This window comes from Duganella sp. 3397 (genome assembly GCF_031456625.1).
GTDB lineage: Bacteria > Pseudomonadota > Gammaproteobacteria > Burkholderiales > Burkholderiaceae_D > Rugamonas > Rugamonas phyllosphaerae.
On the sequence record NZ_JAVDVB010000003.1, the window covers coordinates 665,201 to 685,335 of the forward strand.

Genomic DNA, 20,135 nt, shown 5'->3' on the forward strand with positions numbered 1-20,135 from the left:
GCCCGGCTTGGTGCGCGGCGCATCAACGCCAGGCGTTTACACCACGCGATTGGCGGACAAGTCCCAACCACCGGAGGTATTGCCGCCGGAACCACCGCTCACTTTTTGCTGCGTGTAGCGCCACTTGATCTTCGAGAACTTGAGCGACACGTCCTCGGTGAGGATGTCACCTTCGGTCACGGTCGGATAGACGGCGCCGATCAGTACATTCTCGATTTCGATCTCGTAGTACTTCACCCGTTCGCCCTGGGCGTCGGCGCGCATGAACTCCAGCTTGGCCTTGGGGATGGTGCGGCCGGCGGCGCAGGTTTGCAGCAGGATCGGGGAAGCCAGATCGGCCAGTTTCGACAGTATGATGTCGCGATGTTCGCAACGCTCGGCAGTGTGGCCGCCGGCGGTGGACGAGGTTGCGGAGCGCGGCTGCTCCACCCCGAAGCTGACCGATTTACACTCGATCCAGTCCTTGTGGCGGTCGTCATTGGACTCGCCCTTGATACCATCGATTTGCAGATAGACGTCGATTGCCATTGCATGCTCCTCTTTGCAGTTGAACTACGGGGGTGACTTCGGTAAATCAGCTGGTCGACTTCGGCAACTCGGCGACCAGACGAAGGGAAACGGACAGCTCGTCGAGCTGGAAATGCGGCCGGAGGAACGACACTGCGCGATACACGCCGGGCCGCCCCGGCACTTCGTGCACCTGCACCGAGGCCTCGCGCAGCGGGAAATGCGCCTTCTGTTCCTGGCTGGCGTTATCGTCGAGCAGCACGTACTGCATCAGCCAGCGATTGAGAAAGTCCTGGACATTGGATGCGGCGGCAAAGCTGCCCACCTTGTCGCGCATCATGGCTTTCATGTAGTGGGCGATGCGCGAGACGGCAAAGATGTACTGCAACTGCGACGACAGCACGGCATTGGCATTGGCCGCGTCGCTCGCGTACTTCCTGGCCTTCTGCGCCGACTGCGCGCCGAAGAATGCGGCGTAGGCGGTGTTCTTGCAGTGCACCAGCGAGATGAAACCGAGGTCGCTCAGCTCCTTCTCGCGGCGGTCGGTGATCGCCACCTCGGTCGGACACTTGAGCGCCACCTCGCCCTGGTCGGTTTTGAAGGTATGGGTGGGCAGGTCGTCCACCAGGCCGCCGCCCTCCACGCCGCGGATTGCCGCGCACCAGCCGAAGTCCTCGAACGCGCGGGTCAGCTTGGCGCCGAAGGCGTACGCGGCGTTGCACCACAGGTATTTATGGTGGTCGCTGCCATCGATTTCCTCGACAAAATTGAAGCCTTCCACCACGGTTCCATCAGCCGGGTTGAATGGCAGGCGTCCCAGGAAGCGCGGCAGCGTCAGGCCCACGTAGCGCGCATCTTCCGATTCGCGGAACGCCTTCCACTTGGTGTATTCGACCGTGTCGAAGACCTTGGACAGGTCGCGTGGTTTGCCCAGGTCGCCGTAGGTATCGAGGCCGAACAGTTCGGGCGCCGCAGCGGAGATAAACGGTGCGTGGGCGGCGGCGGCCACGTGCGACATCTGGTCGATGAAATACATGTCCTCCGGCTGGCGCGAAATCTCGAAGTCGCCCAGCAGCGCGGCATACGGCGCGCCGCCGAAGGTGCCGAATTCTTCTTCGTAGATTTTCTTGAACATGGTGCTCTGGTCGAATTCCAGCGCGGCCTGGAAGTCCTTCACCAGCTCGCGCTTGGTGGCGTTGAGCATGCGGATTTTCACGCCCTGGCCGCTGGCGGAATTGGCAACCAGGTAGTGCAGGCCGGTCCAGCTCTGCTCGAGCTTCTGGAACGCCGGCGCGTGCATGATGGCGCTCAACTGGCTCGAGATCAGGCGGTCCAGTTCCGCCACCCGGCCGTCCAGGGTAGCGGTGAGGTTGTTCGACACGACCACCGCGCCGGCCAACACCTGGTCCACCAGTTCGGCAATGATGTCGCGGGCGCGCGCATGCTCGACCGCAGACTTGGCCACCTTGCTTTGCTCGACGATCCGGTCGAGCAGGTTGTCCGCCGGTGCGCTGTCAATGGAAATGGCGCTGTCGGTTTGCACTTGCTGTGCGGCTGCGGTCATCTCATTCTCCCTTGCCGGCTTGCGCCGACTTGAGCGCCGCCAGCTGGTCGGTATTGCCCAGCACTTCGCCGAGAATGTCTTCGAGCCTGTCGTTGCCGGCCAGCTTGTTGCGCAGGTCGGCCAGCTTGCCGCGCGCATCCAGCAGCTTCGCCAGCGGCGCCACCTGGCGCACCACCGATTCGGGCCGGAAGTCGGCCAGCGACTTGAAGTGCAGTTCCACGCCGATGCTGCTGTCGTCGCCAGAGAGCATATTGGGTGCAGTGAAGCGCGCCACCGGATCGACGCCGCTCATCACCTCGTCGAAGTTTTCGACATCGATGCCGACAAACAGGCGGTCCTTGAGGCGTGTCTTGTCGGCGTCCGGATTGCCGCCGAAATCGCCGACCACGCCGACCACGAACGGCAGCTCCTTGTTCTCCAGCGTGTCGCCGATTTCCACGTCGTACGTCATCTGCACGCGCGGCGGGCGCACGCGGGTCAGGCGTTTCTGAACACTTTCAGCTTTGGCCATGGCAATTCCTTTCATTGAATCGTGGGAGTCGGCCTATTTCAAGCCGCCGAAGGGCTCGTTGCTGTTCGACTGGTTCTTTGCTGCGCCCTTGATGCGGCTGGCCGGTGCAGCCTTGGGGCGCACCGGCGGCGGCGCCACAGTGGGCACCAGGACGTCTTCGCCGAGGGTCGTGCGCAGCAGCTTGGCCAGTTCGCGCGCCTCGTTCCGCAGCGAGCCACTGAGGTTGTTCTGCGCACTGAGGTCGGCCAGCGCCCTGGTCGAAACCCGCAAGCCGCTGACCGCGACGATGCTGTTGGCCAGCGTATCGACCGGATCGCGCCGCAGCGCCTCCTGGGCGTTAATGATGGCCTCGCCGTAGCTGGCCCGGTCGAACTTGATCTGCGCCAGCTGCAGCCACGGCGCCTTGTCGGCCGGGTAGTTCACCGCGGCCTCCTTGAGCAGCGCCTGCGCCTTGTCGCCCTGGCCTGCCCTGAGCGCGACGTTGGCATCGGCCAGCGCGGCTTTCAGTGTGGCCACCTTCGGTGGTTCGGTGCGGATCGCCTGGCCGTCGGTGGCGCAGCCGCACACCAGCATCACGCCAGCGATAGCGCTGGCCAGGGGCAACCATCTTCTCTTCGTCATCATCACACTCTCCTTTGCCGAACCATGGGAAGGGGCCCATTATTCATGAAGCAAAACAAGTGAAATTGCGGTTACGCAACCGCGCTGGTGGTTGCTCCGCGTTTCCAATTTTCTTGCGACCACGCAACAATCGACCGCGCACGATTCGCTCTAATGCAGGATCGTCGGCCGAAAGGAGTTCGCATGACCATTCCATCCAGGGTGCTGTGGGGCGAGGGCCTGTTCCTGCGGCCGCAGCATTTTCAACAGCAGGACCGCTACCACGAGGCGCGCCTGAACCAGGTGGCGCTGGCGCTGCAACCGTTCCTGTGGGGCGTGCGCCGTATCGAGTGGGATCTCGATGCGTTGAAGGCGGACCGCCTGCGCCTGCAGGCACTGTCGCTGATCTTCCGCGACGGCGAAATCTTCGACGCCCCCGGCAGCGAGCCGCTGCCAACGGCCGTGGACCTGGCCGCCCTGCCCGCCGCACTGCAGGAGGTGACGTGGTACGCGGCCCTGCCCGCGCTGGCGCCAGGCGGCGGCAATGCCGCTGCCGCGCCAGCGCACCAACAGGGCGCACGCTACACCCGGAGCGCGCGCGAGACCGCAGACCTGTACACCGGCGCGGTGGGCACCGAGCTGGCGCTGCTCAAGCAATCGGTGCGGCTGGTGTCGGACCAGGAACCGCTGGGGGCCTTCGACTGCGTGCCGGTGATACGGCTGCGACGCACGGTCACTGGCGGCTTCGAACCCGATCCGTCGTTTATCCCGCCGTCCCTGTCGATCGCCGGTGCGCCGGCGCTCAAGGACATGCTGGACCGGCTGATGGAGGCGCTGCAAGCGAAGGTGCAATCGCTGCAAGGTCATATGCGGGAGCCGAGCCGCAACGTGATTGAGTTTCGTTCCGGCGATGTCTCGTCGTTCTGGCTGCTGCACACGGTCAGCACGTCGGCCGCCACGCTGATGCACTACGTGCGCCATCCGGGCATGCACCCCGAGCGCCTGTTCGAGTGCCTGCTGGCGCTGGCCGGCGCCATGATGACCTACTCCAAGCAGTACTCGCTGGTGCAGTTGCCGGCCTACCGCCACGACGACCTGGCGCTGTGTTTTTCAGGCCTCGATCACATCATCCGCGACCTGCTCGACACCGTCATCTCTACCCGCTATTTTTCGATCGCGCTCACCGAGGAAAAGCCCAGCTACCACCTGGGCAAGCTCGATTCGGGCAAGATCGACCAGCGCACCACGCTGTACCTGGCGGTGGGCGCCGCGCTGTCGGCGCTGGAACTGGTGGACGTGGTGCCGCTGCGGGTCAAAGTGGGCGCGCCGGACGACGTGGAAAAATGCGTGCTGACGGCCATGCCGGGCGTGAAGCTCACGCACGCACCGCAGGTGCCGGCGGCCATACCGGTCCAGCCGGACACCTATTATTTCGCACTGGAGGGCAAGGGTATGCTGTATGAACATATGCTCAAGGCGCAATCGATCTCGATCTACGTGCCGTCCGGGATTCGCGACCTGCGCCTGAACCTGATCGCGGTGACGGCATGAACACCCACGTCGAGCGGCGCGCCAATCCCACCCTGATGGGCGGCCAACGGCGCCAGATCCAGCCCGGCTACGGCCACGTTCAAACCCTGCTCGATTTGCTGCAGGAAGGCTTTTACCTGCTGTTCATGCTCAGGAACGGCAGCGTGCCGCCGGGTGAGGCGACGTTCCTCGACAACGTCACCGCGTACCTGGCGGACTTCGACCGCGAAGCGCGCAAGCTGCGCGCCCATGGGGATGATATCGACGCCGCCAAGTACGCCTACTGCGCGGCGCTCGACGAGATCATCCTGGCGTCGCAGTTCCCGATGCGCGCAGCGTGGGAGCGGCGCCCGCTGCAACTGGTGATCTTCGGCGACCAGCTGGCCGGCGAACACTTCTTCGACCGCCTGGAAGCGCTGCGCAGCAGCGGCGGCGCACGCCTGGCCGCGCTGCAGGTCTTCCATATGTGCCTGCTGATCGGCTTCAAGGGCAAGTACGCGCTCGACAGCGGCGACAAGCTGGCCTACATGACCGCGCGCCTGGGCGACGAGATCACCCACATCCAGGGCAAAAGCCGCGGCTTCGCGCCGCAGGCCGAACGGCCCGACCAGATCGTCCACAAGCTGCGCACCAACACGCCGTTGTGGACTGCCGGTGCGCTGATCGCGGTATGCGGGCTGGGGGCGTTCCTCGGCTTGCGAGCGTCGCTGGCAAGCGAAGCGCGCGAGCAGTTGGCGGGATATTCGGACCTGGTAAAACTGGCGCCACGACCGGCGTATGTGACGATTACCTTGCCCTGATAAGCCGCCAGTATTACTGCGCCACCCGGAACTCGATGCGCCGGTTGCGCGCGCGTCCCTCCGCCGTGGTGTTCTCCGCCACTGGCCGGTCCGGCCCCTGGCCCGACACCAGCACCATGTCCTGGCTCACGCCCTGCTCCGCCAGGTAGCTGCGCACCGCCTGCGCGCGGGCATGGCTCAGCGCCAGGTTGCTGTCGCGCTGGCCCAGGTTGTCGGTATGACCGATCACTTCCACCTGCTTGCCCTTGACCTTGTGCAGCGCGGCCGCCATCTCGTCGAGGATCATCTTGCCCGAATCGGTCAGCGTCGCCTTGCCGCTCTCGAATTCGATGATGCGTTTGGCCAGCGCCGCGTCGAGGAGATTCTGTTCGGCCGCGCTCACGCGCAAGCCGTTGTTGACGGTGTAGGTGGGATTGAGGCTGGTGGCGATGTCGCTGGCGATCTGCTGGCGTTGCGCCTCGTTGGCCACCTCGCCGCGCAGCGTAATATTGGTGCCGTCGATCTTGATCTCGCCCTTGCTGATCCACTTCAGGTTGGGCCCGATCAGCTTGAGCACATAGCCATGCCAGTTGGGCGGCAGCGACACCTTCGAAATCGCCACCTGGTCCACTACCCGCTCGACGCCATACAACTCGCGCACCCGCGCCAGCAAGGCGGCCTTGCCACCCTCGTCGGCGACGGCGCCGTTGACTACCACCTGCCCCGGGCGCGGATCGGCGCTCACCTGGGCAGTCGCTAGAACCAAAAAGACAAACAACGCCGGCGCCAGGGCCGGCCAGATCGAACGCTGGCGCATCGCATACTCCCAAGGATGGTCAAACAAAGGTTTCGTGAAACAGCTCGCGCGCCGAGCGCAGCGAGAGCTGGCCCTGGTCCAGGTAGGCGGACAGGGTTTGTACGGCGGCGTCGGAAGCTACCGGCACATCGATCCAGGCGGTATTGTCGAAGCCGACCTGGTGTTCCACCGCGCACTCGGGATCGATGATCGCCTGCAGCGTCTCGGGCGCGGCGCCGGCAAAGCCGATCACCAGCGCCGGGCGGTCGCCGCTGTCGGCCAGGAACAGCGCCAGCTCCACGTCGGCCTGCTGCACGAACGGCGTCACCAGGTCGAGCCAGAAGGCGGCCACCAGGTAGCGCGCGCGGCTCGCCGCCGGCAGCGGCAGTACCAGGCTTTTGCCCGTGCGGATGGTGGCGCCCGCGCAGCCGCGCCGCAGCTGCCGCAGCAGCAGGCCCAGTGCCAGGATCGTGCGGCGTACCTGGGTGCGGCCCAGCAGCGCCTCCAGCCCGGCTATGGTCTGGCGGTCGAGAAAATCGGTGAACAGGATCTGGTGCTCGGCCGCGCCGGGGTCGAGATCGACGGTGGCGGCAGCCAGCGCCTGCAAGGCTGCCTCCGGGTCGCACGCGCCAAGCACCTCGGCCGCCAGCACGTCGAGCGTATTCCACAACGGCGCCAGCACCAGCGGACTGAGCGCGGCAAAGCCGGGCTGGTCGCCGACCTCGATCGCGCTCATGCTCAAAAACGGGTAGCGCCGCTGCGAGGCGTCGCTGCTGGCCGCCAGGTGACCGCCGATGGCGCGCCGGCTGCGCGTGCCCACGAAGGCGAAATGCACGGGGCGCAGGGCATCGTAATGCAGCTTCCAGCGCGGCGCGGCGCTCAGGCGGTTCATCACCTCGGCCAGCCAGTCGTCGAGCAGCGTGGCCAGCGCCAGGTTGTCGGCCGCCTTGATGAAGTCTGCGCGCGCCGGCAGTTTGCCGAAGTAGCCGATACGCGCCGCTTGCGCACCGCCTTTCATGGCGCGGTCCCGGCGACTGCCACGGCCGGTGCGCCGACCACCGTCTCGGGCAACTGCATGCCCTTGAAGCGCTGGCCCGGCGCAGGCGGCTCGGGCTCGCTGTCGCCGCTATCGGGGGTGCTGATGATTTTCAGGCCCATCGCCACCGTCACCGTGCCGCTGGTCCAGCGCAGTTCGAACCCGCCGCCTTCGCGCCGCTGCCTGGCTGCGGCGTCGATCATCATTTTCAAGCCCTGTGGGCCAGGCTGATTGAACACGTCCACGCTGCGGCCATCGACGCCGGTGGCGGTAATGCGGGCGCCCTGCACGCCGTTGGGACCAGGATGGACCATGTGCGCCCATTGCGGCGGCGTGTTACGGTAGCGCAGCTGCTGGCCGTCGATATCGACCACGTATTCGAGCGCGCCGGGCGCCGGCAGCGGCTGGATCTGGAACACCGTTTGCGCCGGCGTCGGTGCGGCGGCGCCCGTGCCATCGAGCGGTGCGATCCAGCCGGCAAAGCGCGTGGCCGTTTGCGGCGCCAGCGCAATGCCCATGTCGGCCCAGGTGCGCGGCGCGAGCACGTCGCCGCGCCGCACCACCAGCGGTCCCATGGCGGTGGTGGCAAACTTGGCAACCAGTCCCTCCGGCCCGAAAAAGCGGGCGACGTCGGCGCCGGCCGCCTCGCTACGCCCGTTCGGCGCGAACGGGAACTTGTCGGCCAGCGTCTGCCGGAACGGCTCGACCACCTGCGCCAGCCAGGTCTTGTTGATCTCCGCTTCGGCCGGTGCGATCAGCACCGCGAAGGTCTGCATCAGTGGGCGCACCAGCAGCGGCCGGATGGCCTGCTTCTGGCTGTCGCTCATGCCGTTCATCATCTGCTCGTCCACGTGGCGCAGCGCATCGGCCAGCTCGGAGCCGGTGCCCTCCAGCGTCTGCTGCATGAACTGGCGTGCGCCGGGGCCGGGGTCACCCTGGTTTTTCAGCTGGTTGAGGCGACCGCGCAGCTTCGACAGGGTGTGCAGATAGCCGTCCAGCAGCGAAGCATTCTTGTCGCGCGCCGCCAGCAGTCTGGCCACGCCGGCGAACTCGCGCCCGATCGGCCCCATTGGCTGGTCTGCGGCGTTCGGCAATTGCAGGTTGATGTTCACCTGCGACGACGCTCGCCGCAGCACGCGGTTCTTGATCCAGTTGACGAGGCCGCCCTGCGCCGCCTGCAGTTCCGCGTTCATCACCGACGGGTTGTCCCACGAGGTTTGCTGATCGATGGTTGCGAGCAATTTAGCCAGCGGCGACGACTGCGGATCGCCAAGCCGGTTCATGGCGACAACGGCGGCACCAAGGCTATCGAGGTTGGCGACGGTGACGCCGGTGACGAACTTTTGCCATTCGCGCGCGTAGTCGGCCTTGTACAAGTCGGTAAGGCCCTTCTGGATCTGTTCCGGGCTGCCTTCGAGCGTCAGGTCGTCACGGGTAGCGCTCTTGAGCACCCAGTCGGTGCTTTGCAGTTCGCGCGCAGCGGCCTCGCGGAAGGCCGGCTGCACGTATTTTTCCCAGGCCTCGCGGGTATAGGCGCCGGCAATCGCATGGCTGCCGGCCACCAGCGCCTGGTCCTGTTCGCCCACCATGCGCGACACCGTCATGGCCGGGAAGCGGGTATTGGCGCGCGCCCGGATGTCGGCGTACACGCGTTCGCGCGCCGGCATGCCGCGCACCACGCGGCGCAGGTTCTCGCGCGACTGGTCCACCAGCGCCAGCTTCGGTTCGATGCGCGGCCACGACGGATCGGCCACCTGCGCCAGGTAGAACGTCAGCAGCCGCTCGGCCGCCTGGATCATCTGCTCGCGCGACATGGCGCCGCGCTGACTCTCGAGCCAGCCGCGCCAGTAACGGGTCAGCTGGTCGTTCAGGTGGCCCGGCTCGGCGTGGGATTTATCGGCCAGCATCAGGTACGTTTTCAAGGCGTTGTAGGCATCGTCCACGTTGACGGCGGACGCCTGCTGGAATTGCGCGGCCTCGGTGACGGCCGTGGTCTGCATGGTCTCCGCAGCAGACGGGCCTTCGCCGCCGGATGCGTGCAGCTGGTCGGCATGGGTGTTCATCGCCGTCAGCAGTTCTTCCAGGTTGGCGACCACCGGCTTGACCATCACCTCCCTGACGCCGGCAAAATACTCGGCGCGCAGCTTTTGCTCGAGCAGCTCGCCCTGGTACAGCCCCATGCGCAGTGACCAGGGCCGTTCGTCGCGGTAGCGCTCCAGCTGATCGATACGGTCCTGCAGGACCGCCAGCGCCTCCAGTCGCGACTGCAAATCGAGGCGCCCCTGCTGCAGCTTGATCACCTGGTCCAGGTCCGCCTGCACATTGGTCACCAGTTGGCGGTTGCCCAGGTACGACCAGCCCCACCCACCGAGCGCGCCGCCCAGCAGCAGCATCGCCGTGAAGAATGCAGCGTACCTCAGGCGCACCTGGTGGCGGCTGGCATACTGCGAAACCAGGTCCTTGTCGGCGAAGATCACGTTGCGAAACAGGTTGAAGAGGAAAAAGCCCGAGTGGCCAGTGCCGGCACGCGCAGCGGCGCCGCGCTCGGTCGCCTGCAAGCCGAAGCGCTGCGCCACGTGCTGCGACTGCGCGCTGACCGGCAATCCTTCCTGCAGCGCGCTGGTGAAGTAGTAGCCGCGAAACAGCGGCTTGAACTGGTACGGATTTTCCTCGAACAGCGCGGCCAGGAAGGCGCGCAGCGGCGCACGCAAGGTGGAAAATTCGAGCGGGAACGTGAACACGCCCGGGTCCATGCGGTCGCGCCGCTGCTGGCCCATGTTGGCGATCGAGAGCGCCTTGAGGCCGTCGCACAATTCATCAAAACTATGGTCAAAGAAGGCCAGGATCTGGCCGCTGGCGTTTTTGCGTCGATAGGGCATGGTGGCGCCCCACACACGTTCGCGCTCGGCCCGTTCGGCCTGGGCGAAAAATTCGCCGAAGCCGGCCACCAGGTCGGCCTTGGTAAACACCACGTACACCGGCGCAAACACTTCCAGCCGCTCGATCAGGTCCTGCACCCGCTTGCGCAGGCCGCGCGCCAGCTGGATGGCGGCGTCCGGATCGTCGCCGCGCAGTTCGGCGATGCTGACCGCGATCAGGATGCCGTTGATCGGCGCCCGGCGCCGGTATTTTTTCAAGAGGTCGAGAAAGCCGAACCACTCGGCGCGGTGCTGGTCCATCACCGAGTAGCGACCGGCGGTGTCGAGCAGAATGCCGTCGGGCGTGAAGAACCAGTTGCAATTACGGGTGCCGGCCACGCCCTGCACCACCTTGCCGTCAGCGAACGGGAACTGCAGGCCCGAATTGGTGATCGCCGTGCTTTTGCCCGCCGCCGGATTGCCGATCACCATGTACCACGGCAGCTCGTACAAGGCCCGCGCGCCGGCCACGATGCCGAGGCGCGAACCCTTGATGGTGTCGATGGCCTTGAGCAGGCCCTCGCGGATGGCTTTGACTTCTTCCACCGAGTGATCGCGCTCACTGGCCTCGGCCGGCGTGGGCGCGGTGATGGCTTGCGCCAGTTGTTCAGCGTCGCTGCCGGCGCGGCGGCGGCGCCACCACCATATGCCAGCGGTAACGAGCAGCATCAGTACGGAGGCGCCCAGGGCCCAGATCAGCGCCAGCTCCAGCACTTCTGTGCCCAGGTAGAACAGCGCCGCCATGGCGATCAGACCGGCGATCGTCAGGCGGCGGGCATCGGTGATGTAATTCCAGAATCGTCGCATCGGCAGGCTCACGGGCAGGCAGCAGAATTCGGCGCCTGGGCAGAAGGCGGACCGATCAATGTTGCCACCTGGATTGCCAGCAAATCTTGAGCAATAACAACAATAGCCACCTGGAACTATTTAGCGAGCGTGCCGGCCACGCGCAGCTCGGCATGGCCGAAATCCATCATCTTCCAGCGCCCGCCCCAGGTCAGCCCCACCGACTGCGCCACCTCGCCGTACAGCTGGTAGCCGCGCATGGCCCATGGATCTTTTTCCGAGATCACCAGCTTGCCGTCACGCACAAAGGCGCAATCTGCGGCGAGGCCAAACTGGTGATAGCTCTGGAATGCGCGCGCATTGGTGACTGCCGGGCCGGCCGCCGCCAGCGCATTCTGCCGCTCGGGGCTGCGATAGCCTTCGAGTATCGCCATGTCGTATCCGTGCTGTTCCTTCATGATGCGAAACACCACCAGCAAGCGCCGCGAAAAGTCGGGGTCGAGCAGCTGCCAGTTGCGGTTGGCGCTGTCGAGCATGGGGCGCACCAGCGTGACTTCGGCGGTGGTAAACACGGGTGGCGGCAGCGCGGCCGGCGCCGCCAGCCGTTCGCCCTTGAGCAGCAGCGCCACCTGCTCGTTGGTGACGCGATGGTCCTCGTAGCCGCTTAACATGGTCGGGCTGCTGAGCACCAGCGCCAGCAGCGGTGGCACCGTCAGCAGCACCGCAGCGGCCACCAGCAACGGCCAACGCCGCCACAGCAAGTGCGCGCCACCGGCCAGGCCAGCGCGCGCGCCGCGACCGAGCACGCCGGCTTGCAGCACACCGTGGGCCGCCCGGCTGCGCAGGTGCTGCTCGATGCGGCCGGCCACACCGGTCACTGCCTGCGCCAGCAGCGTCCGCCCGGCGGGAAACAGCAGCAGCCACGCACCGGCGCAGACCACGACAAAAAACATCAGCATGCAAAAGAGAAACATAGTGCGCTCCGTCAACAACGGGGCGCGCTGCCGGATGGACACTGGCAGGCGGCCGCAAAACCCAATGGTATGCCGGCCGGCAATTCGCGTGAAAGACCAGATCAAACCCGGGAGATAAATGTGGACACCTTCAAGCAGATGCCGAACCTTATGGGTGCGAGCCATCGACCGTTACATGGTGCGGCCGATCGCAACCGGCGCATCCTGGCGCAACTGGAACACGGGCCCAAGGCTTCCAGCCGCGCCAACCATCCGGTCCGCGCCTCGCGTCTTGACGGCTGGACCATGGGCCTGGTCGTGCTGTTGCTGACCATTGGCGGCGTGGCCTGGCTGATGCACGAGGAAACGATTACGCCGGTGACGTTCAAGCGTCACGCGGACGGCGGCCGCAGCGCAGCCGACCTATTCGCGCAGACCACGGCGACGGCGCCTGCAACGACTGCCGCGCCCGTCCGGTCAGCGACAGCGACGCCAACCGCAGAAACGATGGCGTTGGCAGGAACCGCGCCAGTGGCGGCCAACGCAGCCACTCGCAACGACGACGGCGACCGCCCGGCGGCGATCATCGACGCGCACCATGGAACGCCGGCAATGGGGTTGGCAGCAACACCAGCGGCGCCACGCACGCTCACCGGCGGCGCGCCCAAGACGCCCGATTCGACCAACTTGCGCGCTACGTCCGCCAAGGTGGCCAAGACCGCCGACAACGCCGGCGCCCACCAGAACACAGCCGCGGTAAGCGGCACACTGGCGCCGAAGACACCACGCAGACACCCGGGCTCGAGCCCGAGCCCGAGTACCACCAGCGACTCCGACGTCACCCTGCTGACCGCGCTGGTCGCCCACGCCGGCCAGCCTGCCAGCGTGGCGCCAGAGCGCAGCCGCGACGTGGTCGAACGCGCGAACGGCGTGCCGACCGCGGACTTGCTGGGTCGCTGCAAACAGCTCGGCCTGATGGAAGGGATGCTGTGCCGCTCGCGCATCTGCTCTGGCAGCTGGGAGTCGGACCCGGCCTGCAGCGCGCCCGCGCAATAACTTGCAGGATTACTGGATCGCCAGTTGCTTGCCGCCGGCGCCCATTTTCTTCGGCAGCGTCAGGCTCAGCACGCCGTTCTCGTAACGGGCCTCGGCCTGGTCGTCATCGACTTCCTGCGGCAGCGTGAAGCTGCGCTGCACCTGGCCGTAGTAGCGCTCGCTGCGCAGGTTGCCGGCACTGCCGCTGCCGGCGGCATCGGCGCTTTTTTCGTTCTTGACCTCGGCGCTGAGCGACACCTGGTTGCCGTGGATCGAGACCTTGATGTCTTCCTTCTGCACGCCCGGCAGCTCGGCCTTGACCAGGTAGTGCTGCTCGGTTTCCGAGACATCCATGCGCATGCGCGGCATTTGCTCGGTACGCCAGGCCGGGCCGGCCAGGTCGCGAAACAATTCGTCGATATCGCGCAGGGGATCGAAACGGGTGAGATCGCGGAACGGATCGATACGCATCAGACTGTTCGCCATGACATCCTCCTTGGATTGTGGGTTGATGGACTGATCATGATAAAAATCGACTGCGGCGCTTCGTTTGATCCGTATCAAATCCGGCGAGGGCGCAGGGGTGCTTACGTGCATGTTGACGGTCTTCAGCCTACTGTGCATCATTGGTATCCGAAATGACGGGAGGTTGATCATGAAGACAAGTCGCACCAACACTGACCGCGCTGTCCGACTTGCCCGCATTGTCGCCTGCCACGGGGCCTGAGCCATGCCAGCACCGCGCTCAACGCTCCGGACCGCCGCCGCGCTCTCGCTGGGGGCCGCGATTGCGCTGGGCCTGACGCGCTTTTCGTATGGCTTGCTGCTGCCGCCCATGCGCGACGATCTTGGCTGGTCCTACCTGCTGGCCGGCTCCATGAACACCTATAACGCGCTCGGCTATTTTCTCGGCGCCCTGAGTACTCCCGCGCTGATGCGGCGGGTCGGCGTCTGGCGCCTGCTGGTGACGGGAGCCATCGCCGCGAGCGTGATCATGCTGGCGGCGGGCCTGACGACCGATACCGTGCTGCTGGCCCTGCAGCGCCTGGGTGCCGGCATCGCCAGCGCGTTTATCTTCATCACTGGCGGCGTGCTGGCGGCCCGGCTCGGCTCACAACACAGCGGCCGTGCGGGACTGATCATCGGCCTGTATTACGGCGGCACCGGCATCGGCATCACCGTGTCCGCCCTGCTGGTGCCGGCCGCCATTGCGCTGGCATCGCACTACCGCGCCTCACATCTTTGGCAATGGGCATGGTGGGCAATGGCGGCGGCCTGCCTGCTGGGTACCGCCATCATGGCGCGGCCAGCCAGGGCGATCGGCGACGCCGCGCCTGCCGTCGCCGGTGCGCGCAGCTTTGCGGTGCACGACTTTGCCTTCGGCCTGGGCAGCTATTTCATGTTCGGTGTGGGCTATATCGGCTACATGACGTTCGTGGTGGCCCTGCTCAAGCAGCAAGGCATGCAGGCCGGGCTGATCACCGGCTTCTATGCGCTGCTGGGCCTGGCAGTGGTCGCCTCATCGCGCATCTGGGCCAGCATGCTCGACCATTTCAAGGGCGGCGAATCGTTGGCCATCCTCAACGCCCTGCTGGCCACTGTCACGATCTTGCCTGCATTGACGGGCGCGGCGCCAGTGGTATTTCTGTCGGGGCTGGTGTTCGGCGGCGTGTTCCTGTCGGTCGTCGCATCGACCACCGCGCTGGTGCGGCACAACCTGCCGCAGGCAGCCTGGTCGGCAGGCATCAGCGCGTTCACCACCGCCTTCGCGCTCGGACAAATTGTCGGCCCCAGCATGGTGGGCTGGATCGCCGACGGGCCGGCGGGTCTCGAGCGTGGGCTGATGGCGTCGGCCGGTGCGTTGCTGATTGCTGCTGTGCTGGGCTGGCGGCAGAAGGCGTTGGCCGAGTTCACGGTGCTTAGGGCGTGATAATGTGACAGGAGTAACTAATGGCAACCAACACTTCAATGCTGCACGTCCGCGTGGACGCGGAGCTCAAAGCTCAGGCAAGTGAAATACTGGCGTCGATGGGCCTGACCATGTCCGATGCGGTGAGCATGTTGCTGCGCCGCGTGGTTGCCGAGCAAGCTTTCCGCTGGACCTGAAAGTGCCGAATGCAGCAACCCGCGCTGCAATGATCGAAGCCCGAGCACTCATGGCCGAGCGTTGCGCCCGCCTCGGTGAAAAACCAATCAAGTGACAATGCGCGCATTTCCAGCCCGGTCCTGTCTTATATAGTTGGAGTTGCCTAACGGCATTCCAACTATCTACGAGGACAGATCACCATGACGAGTTTGCAAGCCCCGAAACAGCGCGTCAGTTTGCACTACGCGGTTGCCACCGATAACGGCGCGGTATTGCCGATCAAGGGACAAGGGACGGTATCGATCAAGCCCGATGTTGTCGACGACACCCTGCGCTTTGTGTTTACCACCGAAGAAGGCAGCGCGCTGGAGGTGGCGATCAGCCGCACACGTTTCAGCATCGACTGCAGAACCGGCAGTGACCTCACCAACCTGGTGACATCGGAAGACGAAAAGCTGCTGCTTACCCTGCCCGAACTCAGGCAACCGTACTGGGTCAGCATCGACAGCAACAATATGCGCATCCGCTACGGCAAGGGCGAAATGCTGCGTCACCTGATGCTGCTCGAATTTCAATGGGATACCGAATCGACCTACGCGTTGAAGGACTTCAGCAAAGACCTGCGCCATGTCGACATCAAGGGTACCGTGAAGGATCACCTGCGGGTGATGCAGATCCCGGTCACGCTCGATCCACCACCGACCGTCATCCCGACGTCGGCCATCACCATGGAAGTCATCGCCGGAAACAGCGCCTCGGTGGTCAACGACCTTTCTCCGGTGTGCCAGCGCCTGTACGCCAACGTTGCCGGCCCCGGCATCACCCTCAATTCGCCGGACTTCCCGGAGTTCGCCCAGGCGATCCAGTATTCCATCGTCACCGAGGGCGCGCTCTGTTACGACAAGCTCCAGGAAAAGAACAAAGAGTTCGGCTACCTGCGCATCACGCTCGACACCAATATGGGCGACTCCCCCGGCCAGCCTTACGTGCTCGAGATCTGGCCGGCGGGTAATGGCTCGCCGATCCATGACCATGGCAAAGCCTGCGCCGTGATCAAGGTACTGCATGGGCAAATCCAGGTGTCGTGGTTCAGCTCGCTCAGCCCGAAACTCCTCACGCCCTGGGGCAGCATGATCGCCCATGCCGGCGATGTGACCTTCCTCACGCCCGACTACTACCAGATCCACCAACTGAAAAATCCGTCACCGAAAGCCGGCGGCGACTTCTGCGCGACCATCCAGTGCTACCGCTACCCGGACGACGACGAGGCGCATTACGAATACTTCGATTACATCGAGAACGGTCAAATCGAGCACTTCTCGCCGGACTCCGACTGGGAGTACCTGGACTTCAAAAAGAAGATCCGGGAAGAGTGGGGAAAAGCGATGGAGACGGCTGCAAAATAAGGGGCCAATGCAAAAAGCCCAACCGGTAAAGGCTGGGCTTTTCGATGCTACAAATTCTGGCTCCCCGACCTGGACTCGAACCAGGGACCTGCGGATTAACAGTCCGTCGCTCTACCAACTGAGCTATCAGGGAAAAGAGGCCGCATTATATACGGCCCTTTGTCAGCTGTCTACGCTGAACGGCGACTTTTAAAAATTGCCGCGGAACTGGGCGCCGAACTGGCGTGGCTCGTTCACGAAACCGGTGCGGTTGTTGAAGTCGATGCCGCCGATGATGCGCGCGGTGTTGGTGATGTTGCGGCCGAATGCTGCCACTTCATACTTGCCGCCATCCCAGTTGTAGCCCACGCGTACGCCGCCTTCGACCATCGACTTGCCGGTGAACTCTTTCGACTCGTACAGGAAGAAGTTGATCTTGCTGCGGTAAGCCCAGTCGGTCAGCACGAACAGGTTGCCGTTTTCCAGCGCCCAGTTGTAGCGGGCGGTGGCGTTGACGGTGTACTTCGGCGCCTGTGGCAGTGCGTTGCCGTCGATGCGGGCGAAGCCGTTGGCGTCGACCGGATCGGTTACGGTGCAGCGGAGTGGGTTGCAGGTGGCCACGCGCAGCGACGGATCCTTGATCTCGGTGAAGTTGTACGAACCGCCTGCAGTCACCTTGAAGGCCGGGGTGATGAAGGCTTCGAAGTCCGCTTCCACGCCGCGACCCTTGGTCTTGGCAGCGTTGATCAGCTGGTTGGCGTTGGACAGGCCGCCGACCACGGTCAGCTGCTGGTTCTTGACTTCGTAGTTGTAGACGCTGAAGTTGGCGCGGGCGCGACGGTTGAACAGGTCGGCCTTGATACCGGCTTCGTACGAGGTGATGGTTTCCGCATCGGCCACGGTGATCGGCACTGCTGCCGAAGCGGCTGCAATACTCGGCGCGCGGAAGCCGGTCGCCACGCGGGCGTAGGCATTCACGTCCGGGTTGATCTTGTAGGTCAGGCTGGCGTCCCAGTTGGCCTTGCTCTTGTCGGCATCGGCCGTGCTTGGGCCAACTTGCGCCACGTTGATGTTGGTGACGGTGCGGAAGTCCTTCTTGTCGTTGGTGTAGCGCACGCCGCCACGCAGGACCAGGTCGCTGCTCAGGTCGTAGGTGACCGAACCGAAGATGGCCTTGGCGGTGTTGTTCTGATGGCTTACCAGGCGCGAGGTGCGGATGCCGGCGGTGTCGAAGTTGTCGGTCAGGCCTTCGGCGCTTTCCTTGAACCAGTACACACCGGTCTGCCAGTTCAGCGGACCGGCGTTTTTCGATTCGACGCGGAATTCCTGGCTGTACTGCTTCAGGTAGCTCAGGCCACCTGCGGTCTCGACCTGGAATGGCACGCCCGGCTGGTTCGGGAAACCGCCGTCGATGTCGCCACGGCTCAGGTAGTCGTCCACGCCTTCGTAGCCGGTGATCGAGAACAGCTTGACCGCACCCAGGTCCCACGACAGGCGCGCGTTGGCGCCGTTGGTGCGCAGGTGCTGGCCGTTCTGCGCATTGGTGCCGATCTTGGTGAAGTCGTAGCCGTCGGCGAAGTCGTTGGTGCCTTGGCGGATCAGGTTGGCACGGAACAGGCGCGCGCTGCCGGTGGTCGAACGCGAGTGCACATTGAACAGCGCGTTGAAGGTGGTGCTGGGCTTGTACAGGAACTGCACGCGCTCGGCGTGTTCGTTGTAGCCTTCCAGCGAATCTTTGGCGCCGGTAAAGGTGTTGTCGACGAAGTCGTCACGGTGCTGGCGCAGGGTCGATACGCGCATCGCCCATTCGCTCGACAGCGGCACGTTGGCGGCGCCTTCGAGGTTGATGGTGTTGTGGGTGGCGGCCGACAGGCTGTAATAGCCTTCCACTTTGTCCAGGTTCGGCTTGGCCGATTCGAACTTGACCACGCCGGCCGGGGTGTTGCGGCCAAACAGCGTGCCTTGCGGGCCGCGCAGCACTTCCACGCCGGCCAGGTCGAACATCGGGAAACCTTTCAGGATGCCGTTTTCCTGCACGACGTCATCGTAGATCAGCGACACTGGCTGCGAGGCAAAAGCGTTGAAGTCGGTGTTGCCGTAGCCGCGGATGTAGAAGCGCGGGAAGGTACGGCCGTTCGACGATTCGATGTTCAGCGATGGCACTTTGCCAGCCAGTACGCGGATGTCCTGGCCGCCGGACAACAGCACGTCGAGGCGCTCGTCCTTGAGCATCGTGACCGATACCGGCACGTCCTTGATGTTTTCAGCGCGACGCTGGGCGGTCACCACGACGGTTTCCAGTTGTGGTTGGGTGGCGGTCTGGGCCAGGGCGGCGCCCATCGGCATAACGGCGCTCAGCGCCAGCAGGCGCTTGTGCATCTTGGACAGTTTGATCATTCGAATTCCCGATTTAATTGGCTAGCTAAAGAGTGCGAAAAGAGTGCAAAACAGTGTCTCCTGTCTTCTCTTTGGTGGTCTGGCTCCGGCTGATCATCTGTCGCGACCATGGCGGTTCAAGCGGGGCGATGCATCTTGAAGATGTCTAGAATGCACCCGCTTTGAGAAAGGCGGTATTTTCTTTCATTGATAGGTGGTATTGCAAGCCGAATATATAGCCTGGCCGCTGAAGTGTTAGATATTCGGTACACAACGGCTGTAAACAGAATATAAAAAGGCGCCCGGCTGGGAGCGGGGCGCCTTTTGGCTGAATCATCAATACTGTTTAGCGCGTTACGCCTGGTCGACTGAGCGCGACTTTTTTTCTGCAATCATCGTGGTAGGTGTGTAAAAAACACCACACCCTCTGCCTGTATTACATGCCCAGTGAGCGCAGCAGGTCGGAGTTGTCGTCCTCGTCATCGGCCGGCGTGTACTGCGACGGCTTGCCGCCCCTGGCGTGCTCGGCATCCATCAGGGCATCGGCATCGGTTTCTTCGTTGGCGTCGAAGTCATGCAAACGGATGAACTCGGTGCGGTCGATCGCCAGTTCCAGGTAGAAGATGTTGTTCTTTTCGGTGTAGAACGTGACGCGGCGAATTTCCGGGCGGTCCAGCGGCGTATCGACGTTGAGCATCACCTGCTTGTTGAGCACCAGCATTTTCGGTTGGTTCTGGGTGATGTTGGTTTGCAGTTCGCGGCGCACCTTGCCGGTGAAGTCGCCGACGATCTGGTTCATCAGCTCGCCCATGATGTTGGACACCTCGTCCGACGTATGGGCGGTCGCCAGTTCCGACTTCGGCATACCCATGGTTAGCATGTAGCGCTCGTAGATTTCCATCGCGGTGGCGGCGCTGAAATTGAGTACCACCAGGCCGGTAAAGCCACCGTCGAACAGCACGAAGCAACCGATGTCCGGCTTCAGCCCGATCTTGGTAATGCGCTGCACCATGCCCGAATAGTTCACGCGGCTCTGCGTGGCCACATTGATCACGCGCGAGACGGAATCGCACAAGCTCTTGAGCACATCTTCGGTGCCGTAGACAACCACTTCTTTTTCAAAACTCATGGTGAACCTCTGTGACCTTTTCAATTGTAAAAACCTGGGGGCGGGTGCGCGCTGCGCAACGACCACGTCCCGAGTAAGAAGAATAACCAGATGCAAGATTCACGTCCACCGATACCTGCAATTTCATGAAACATTTGTGCCGAA

General features: G+C 64.1%; 17 protein-coding genes and 1 tRNA gene. 6 read left to right on the top strand and 12 right to left on the bottom strand.

Going from position 1 to position 20,135, the window contains the following annotated elements; genetic code table 11:
• Nucleotides 1-36 precede the first annotated feature (36 nt).
• The 4 genes from J2X54_RS11720 to J2X54_RS11735 are packed head-to-tail and all read right to left on the bottom strand — an operon-like array spanning nucleotide 37 to nucleotide 3,206.
• Complete coding sequence (locus J2X54_RS11720; RefSeq protein WP_310180840.1) at nucleotides 37-528, bottom strand: type VI secretion system tube protein Hcp; 492 nt, start codon at nucleotides 526-528, stop codon at nucleotides 37-39.
• A 46-nt stretch (nucleotides 529-574) separates the two neighbouring features.
• Nucleotides 575-2,071, bottom strand: coding sequence for a type VI secretion system contractile sheath large subunit (gene tssC / locus J2X54_RS11725; protein WP_310180842.1), 1,497 nt, complete (start codon nucleotides 2,069-2,071; stop codon nucleotides 575-577).
• 1 nt (nucleotide 2,072) lies between these two features.
• Nucleotides 2,073-2,582, bottom strand: a complete 510-nt coding sequence (gene tssB, locus J2X54_RS11730; RefSeq protein ID WP_070247661.1) for a type VI secretion system contractile sheath small subunit — start codon at nucleotides 2,580-2,582, stop codon at nucleotides 2,073-2,075.
• Between the two features lie 33 nt (nucleotides 2,583-2,615).
• Nucleotides 2,616-3,206 carry a hypothetical protein gene (locus tag J2X54_RS11735; protein ID WP_310180844.1) on the bottom strand — a complete coding sequence of 197 codons (591 nt, stop codon included), beginning with the start codon at nucleotides 3,204-3,206 and terminating at the stop codon, nucleotides 2,616-2,618.
• Between the two features lie 180 nt (nucleotides 3,207-3,386).
• On the opposite strand from J2X54_RS11735, the gene tssK reads away from it, so the two are divergent.
• Together tssK and icmH are read left to right on the top strand one after the other, a co-directional pair.
• A complete protein-coding gene (tssK, locus tag J2X54_RS11740; RefSeq protein WP_070247663.1) occupies nucleotides 3,387-4,733 on the top strand; it encodes a type VI secretion system baseplate subunit TssK in 1,347 nt (448 codons plus the stop codon).
• On the top strand, nucleotides 4,730-5,512 hold the full coding sequence (gene icmH / locus J2X54_RS11745) for a type IVB secretion system protein IcmH/DotU (RefSeq protein ID WP_070247664.1): 783 nt from the start codon (nucleotides 4,730-4,732) through the stop codon (nucleotides 5,510-5,512). Before tssK ends, icmH begins: the two co-directional genes overlap by 4 nt.
• 13 nt (nucleotides 5,513-5,525) lie before the next feature.
• Here the strand turns inward: icmH and J2X54_RS11750 are convergent, their stop codons facing one another.
• The 4 genes from J2X54_RS11750 to J2X54_RS11765 form a co-directional block, all read right to left on the bottom strand.
• The gene (locus J2X54_RS11750; RefSeq protein WP_310180848.1) at nucleotides 5,526-6,308 is read right to left on the bottom strand and encodes an OmpA family protein; all 783 of its coding nucleotides are present in this window, start codon (nucleotides 6,306-6,308) and stop codon (nucleotides 5,526-5,528) included.
• A gap of 19 nt (nucleotides 6,309-6,327) precedes the next feature.
• A complete protein-coding gene (gene tagF, locus J2X54_RS11755) occupies nucleotides 6,328-7,305 on the bottom strand; it encodes a type VI secretion system-associated protein TagF (RefSeq protein ID WP_310180850.1) in 978 nt (325 codons plus the stop codon).
• Nucleotides 7,302-11,048, bottom strand: a complete 3,747-nt coding sequence (gene tssM / locus J2X54_RS11760) for a type VI secretion system membrane subunit TssM (protein WP_310180851.1) — start codon at nucleotides 11,046-11,048, stop codon at nucleotides 7,302-7,304. The genes tagF and tssM overlap by 4 nt, the downstream gene beginning before the upstream one ends.
• Before the next feature lie 116 nt (nucleotides 11,049-11,164).
• Nucleotides 11,165-12,001: a M15 family metallopeptidase gene (locus J2X54_RS11765; protein WP_310180853.1), complete on the bottom strand. Its 837-nt coding sequence runs from the start codon at nucleotides 11,999-12,001 to the stop codon at nucleotides 11,165-11,167.
• A 120-nt stretch (nucleotides 12,002-12,121) separates the two neighbouring features.
• Here J2X54_RS11765 and J2X54_RS11770 point away from each other — a divergent pair, with 120 nt between their 5' ends.
• The gene (locus tag J2X54_RS11770) at nucleotides 12,122-13,036 is read left to right on the top strand and encodes a hypothetical protein (protein WP_310180854.1); all 915 of its coding nucleotides are present in this window, start codon (nucleotides 12,122-12,124) and stop codon (nucleotides 13,034-13,036) included.
• Nucleotides 13,037-13,045: 9 nt separating this feature from the next.
• On the opposite strand, the gene J2X54_RS11775 is transcribed toward J2X54_RS11770, so the two are convergent.
• Entirely contained in the window at nucleotides 13,046-13,501 is a 456-nt protein-coding gene (locus J2X54_RS11775; RefSeq protein ID WP_070251545.1) for an Hsp20/alpha crystallin family protein, read from the bottom strand.
• Nucleotides 13,502-13,745: 244 nt separating this feature from the next.
• Here J2X54_RS11775 and J2X54_RS11780 point away from each other — a divergent pair, with 244 nt between their 5' ends.
• From J2X54_RS11780 to J2X54_RS11790, 3 genes are all read left to right on the top strand, one after another.
• Nucleotides 13,746-14,945 carry a YbfB/YjiJ family MFS transporter gene (locus J2X54_RS11780; RefSeq protein WP_310180856.1) on the top strand — a complete coding sequence of 400 codons (1,200 nt, stop codon included), beginning with the start codon at nucleotides 13,746-13,748 and terminating at the stop codon, nucleotides 14,943-14,945.
• A 20-nt stretch (nucleotides 14,946-14,965) separates the two neighbouring features.
• Nucleotides 14,966-15,121 carry a type II toxin-antitoxin system RelB/DinJ family antitoxin gene (locus J2X54_RS11785; RefSeq protein ID WP_310180858.1) on the top strand — a complete coding sequence of 52 codons (156 nt, stop codon included), beginning with the start codon at nucleotides 14,966-14,968 and terminating at the stop codon, nucleotides 15,119-15,121.
• Nucleotides 15,122-15,301: 180 nt separating this feature from the next.
• Entirely contained in the window at nucleotides 15,302-16,507 is a 1,206-nt protein-coding gene (locus J2X54_RS11790) for a cysteine dioxygenase family protein (RefSeq protein ID WP_310180859.1), read from the top strand.
• A gap of 57 nt (nucleotides 16,508-16,564) precedes the next feature.
• On the opposite strand, the gene J2X54_RS11795 is transcribed toward J2X54_RS11790, so the two are convergent.
• The 3 genes from J2X54_RS11795 to J2X54_RS11805 all read right to left on the bottom strand — a co-directional run bounded on the left by J2X54_RS11795 (nucleotide 16,565) and on the right by J2X54_RS11805 (nucleotide 19,991).
• Nucleotides 16,565-16,640 (bottom strand) — tRNA-Asn (locus J2X54_RS11795).
• 56 nt (nucleotides 16,641-16,696) lie between these two features.
• The gene (locus J2X54_RS11800) at nucleotides 16,697-18,883 is read right to left on the bottom strand and encodes a TonB-dependent receptor (protein WP_070251549.1); all 2,187 of its coding nucleotides are present in this window, start codon (nucleotides 18,881-18,883) and stop codon (nucleotides 16,697-16,699) included.
• 415 nt (nucleotides 18,884-19,298) lie between these two features.
• Nucleotides 19,299-19,991, bottom strand: coding sequence for a DUF3334 family protein (locus J2X54_RS11805; protein ID WP_310180861.1), 693 nt, complete (start codon nucleotides 19,989-19,991; stop codon nucleotides 19,299-19,301).
• Nucleotides 19,992-20,135 lie beyond the last annotated feature (144 nt).

Bases quoted from the DNA above. Each gene is read 5' to 3' on its own strand.
- J2X54_RS11785 (WP_310180858.1), top strand. From the start codon at position 14,966: ATGGCAACCAACACTTCAATGCTGCACGTCCGCGTGGACGCGGAGCTC.
- tssC (WP_310180842.1), bottom strand. From the start codon at position 2,071: ATGACCGCAGCCGCACAGCAAGTGCAAACCGACAGCGCCATTTCCATT.
- J2X54_RS11800 (WP_070251549.1), bottom strand. From the start codon at position 18,883: ATGATCAAACTGTCCAAGATGCACAAGCGCCTGCTGGCGCTGAGCGCC.
- J2X54_RS11765 (WP_310180853.1), bottom strand. From the start codon at position 12,001: ATGTTTCTCTTTTGCATGCTGATGTTTTTTGTCGTGGTCTGCGCCGGT.
- J2X54_RS11750 (WP_310180848.1), bottom strand. From the start codon at position 6,308: ATGCGCCAGCGTTCGATCTGGCCGGCCCTGGCGCCGGCGTTGTTTGTC.
- J2X54_RS11720 (WP_310180840.1), bottom strand. From the start codon at position 528: ATGGCAATCGACGTCTATCTGCAAATCGATGGTATCAAGGGCGAGTCC.
- J2X54_RS11805 (WP_310180861.1), bottom strand. From the start codon at position 19,991: ATGAGTTTTGAAAAAGAAGTGGTTGTCTACGGCACCGAAGATGTGCTC.
- J2X54_RS11735 (WP_310180844.1), bottom strand. From the start codon at position 3,206: ATGATGACGAAGAGAAGATGGTTGCCCCTGGCCAGCGCTATCGCTGGC.
- tagF (WP_310180850.1), bottom strand. From the start codon at position 7,305: ATGAAAGGCGGTGCGCAAGCGGCGCGTATCGGCTACTTCGGCAAACTG.
- icmH (WP_070247664.1), top strand. From the start codon at position 4,730: ATGAACACCCACGTCGAGCGGCGCGCCAATCCCACCCTGATGGGCGGC.
- J2X54_RS11775 (WP_070251545.1), bottom strand. From the start codon at position 13,501: ATGGCGAACAGTCTGATGCGTATCGATCCGTTCCGCGATCTCACCCGT.
- tssK (WP_070247663.1), top strand. From the start codon at position 3,387: ATGACCATTCCATCCAGGGTGCTGTGGGGCGAGGGCCTGTTCCTGCGG.
- J2X54_RS11790 (WP_310180859.1), top strand. From the start codon at position 15,302: ATGACGAGTTTGCAAGCCCCGAAACAGCGCGTCAGTTTGCACTACGCG.
- J2X54_RS11780 (WP_310180856.1), top strand. From the start codon at position 13,746: ATGCCAGCACCGCGCTCAACGCTCCGGACCGCCGCCGCGCTCTCGCTG.
- tssB (WP_070247661.1), bottom strand. From the start codon at position 2,582: ATGGCCAAAGCTGAAAGTGTTCAGAAACGCCTGACCCGCGTGCGCCCG.
- tssM (WP_310180851.1), bottom strand. From the start codon at position 11,048: ATGCGACGATTCTGGAATTACATCACCGATGCCCGCCGCCTGACGATC.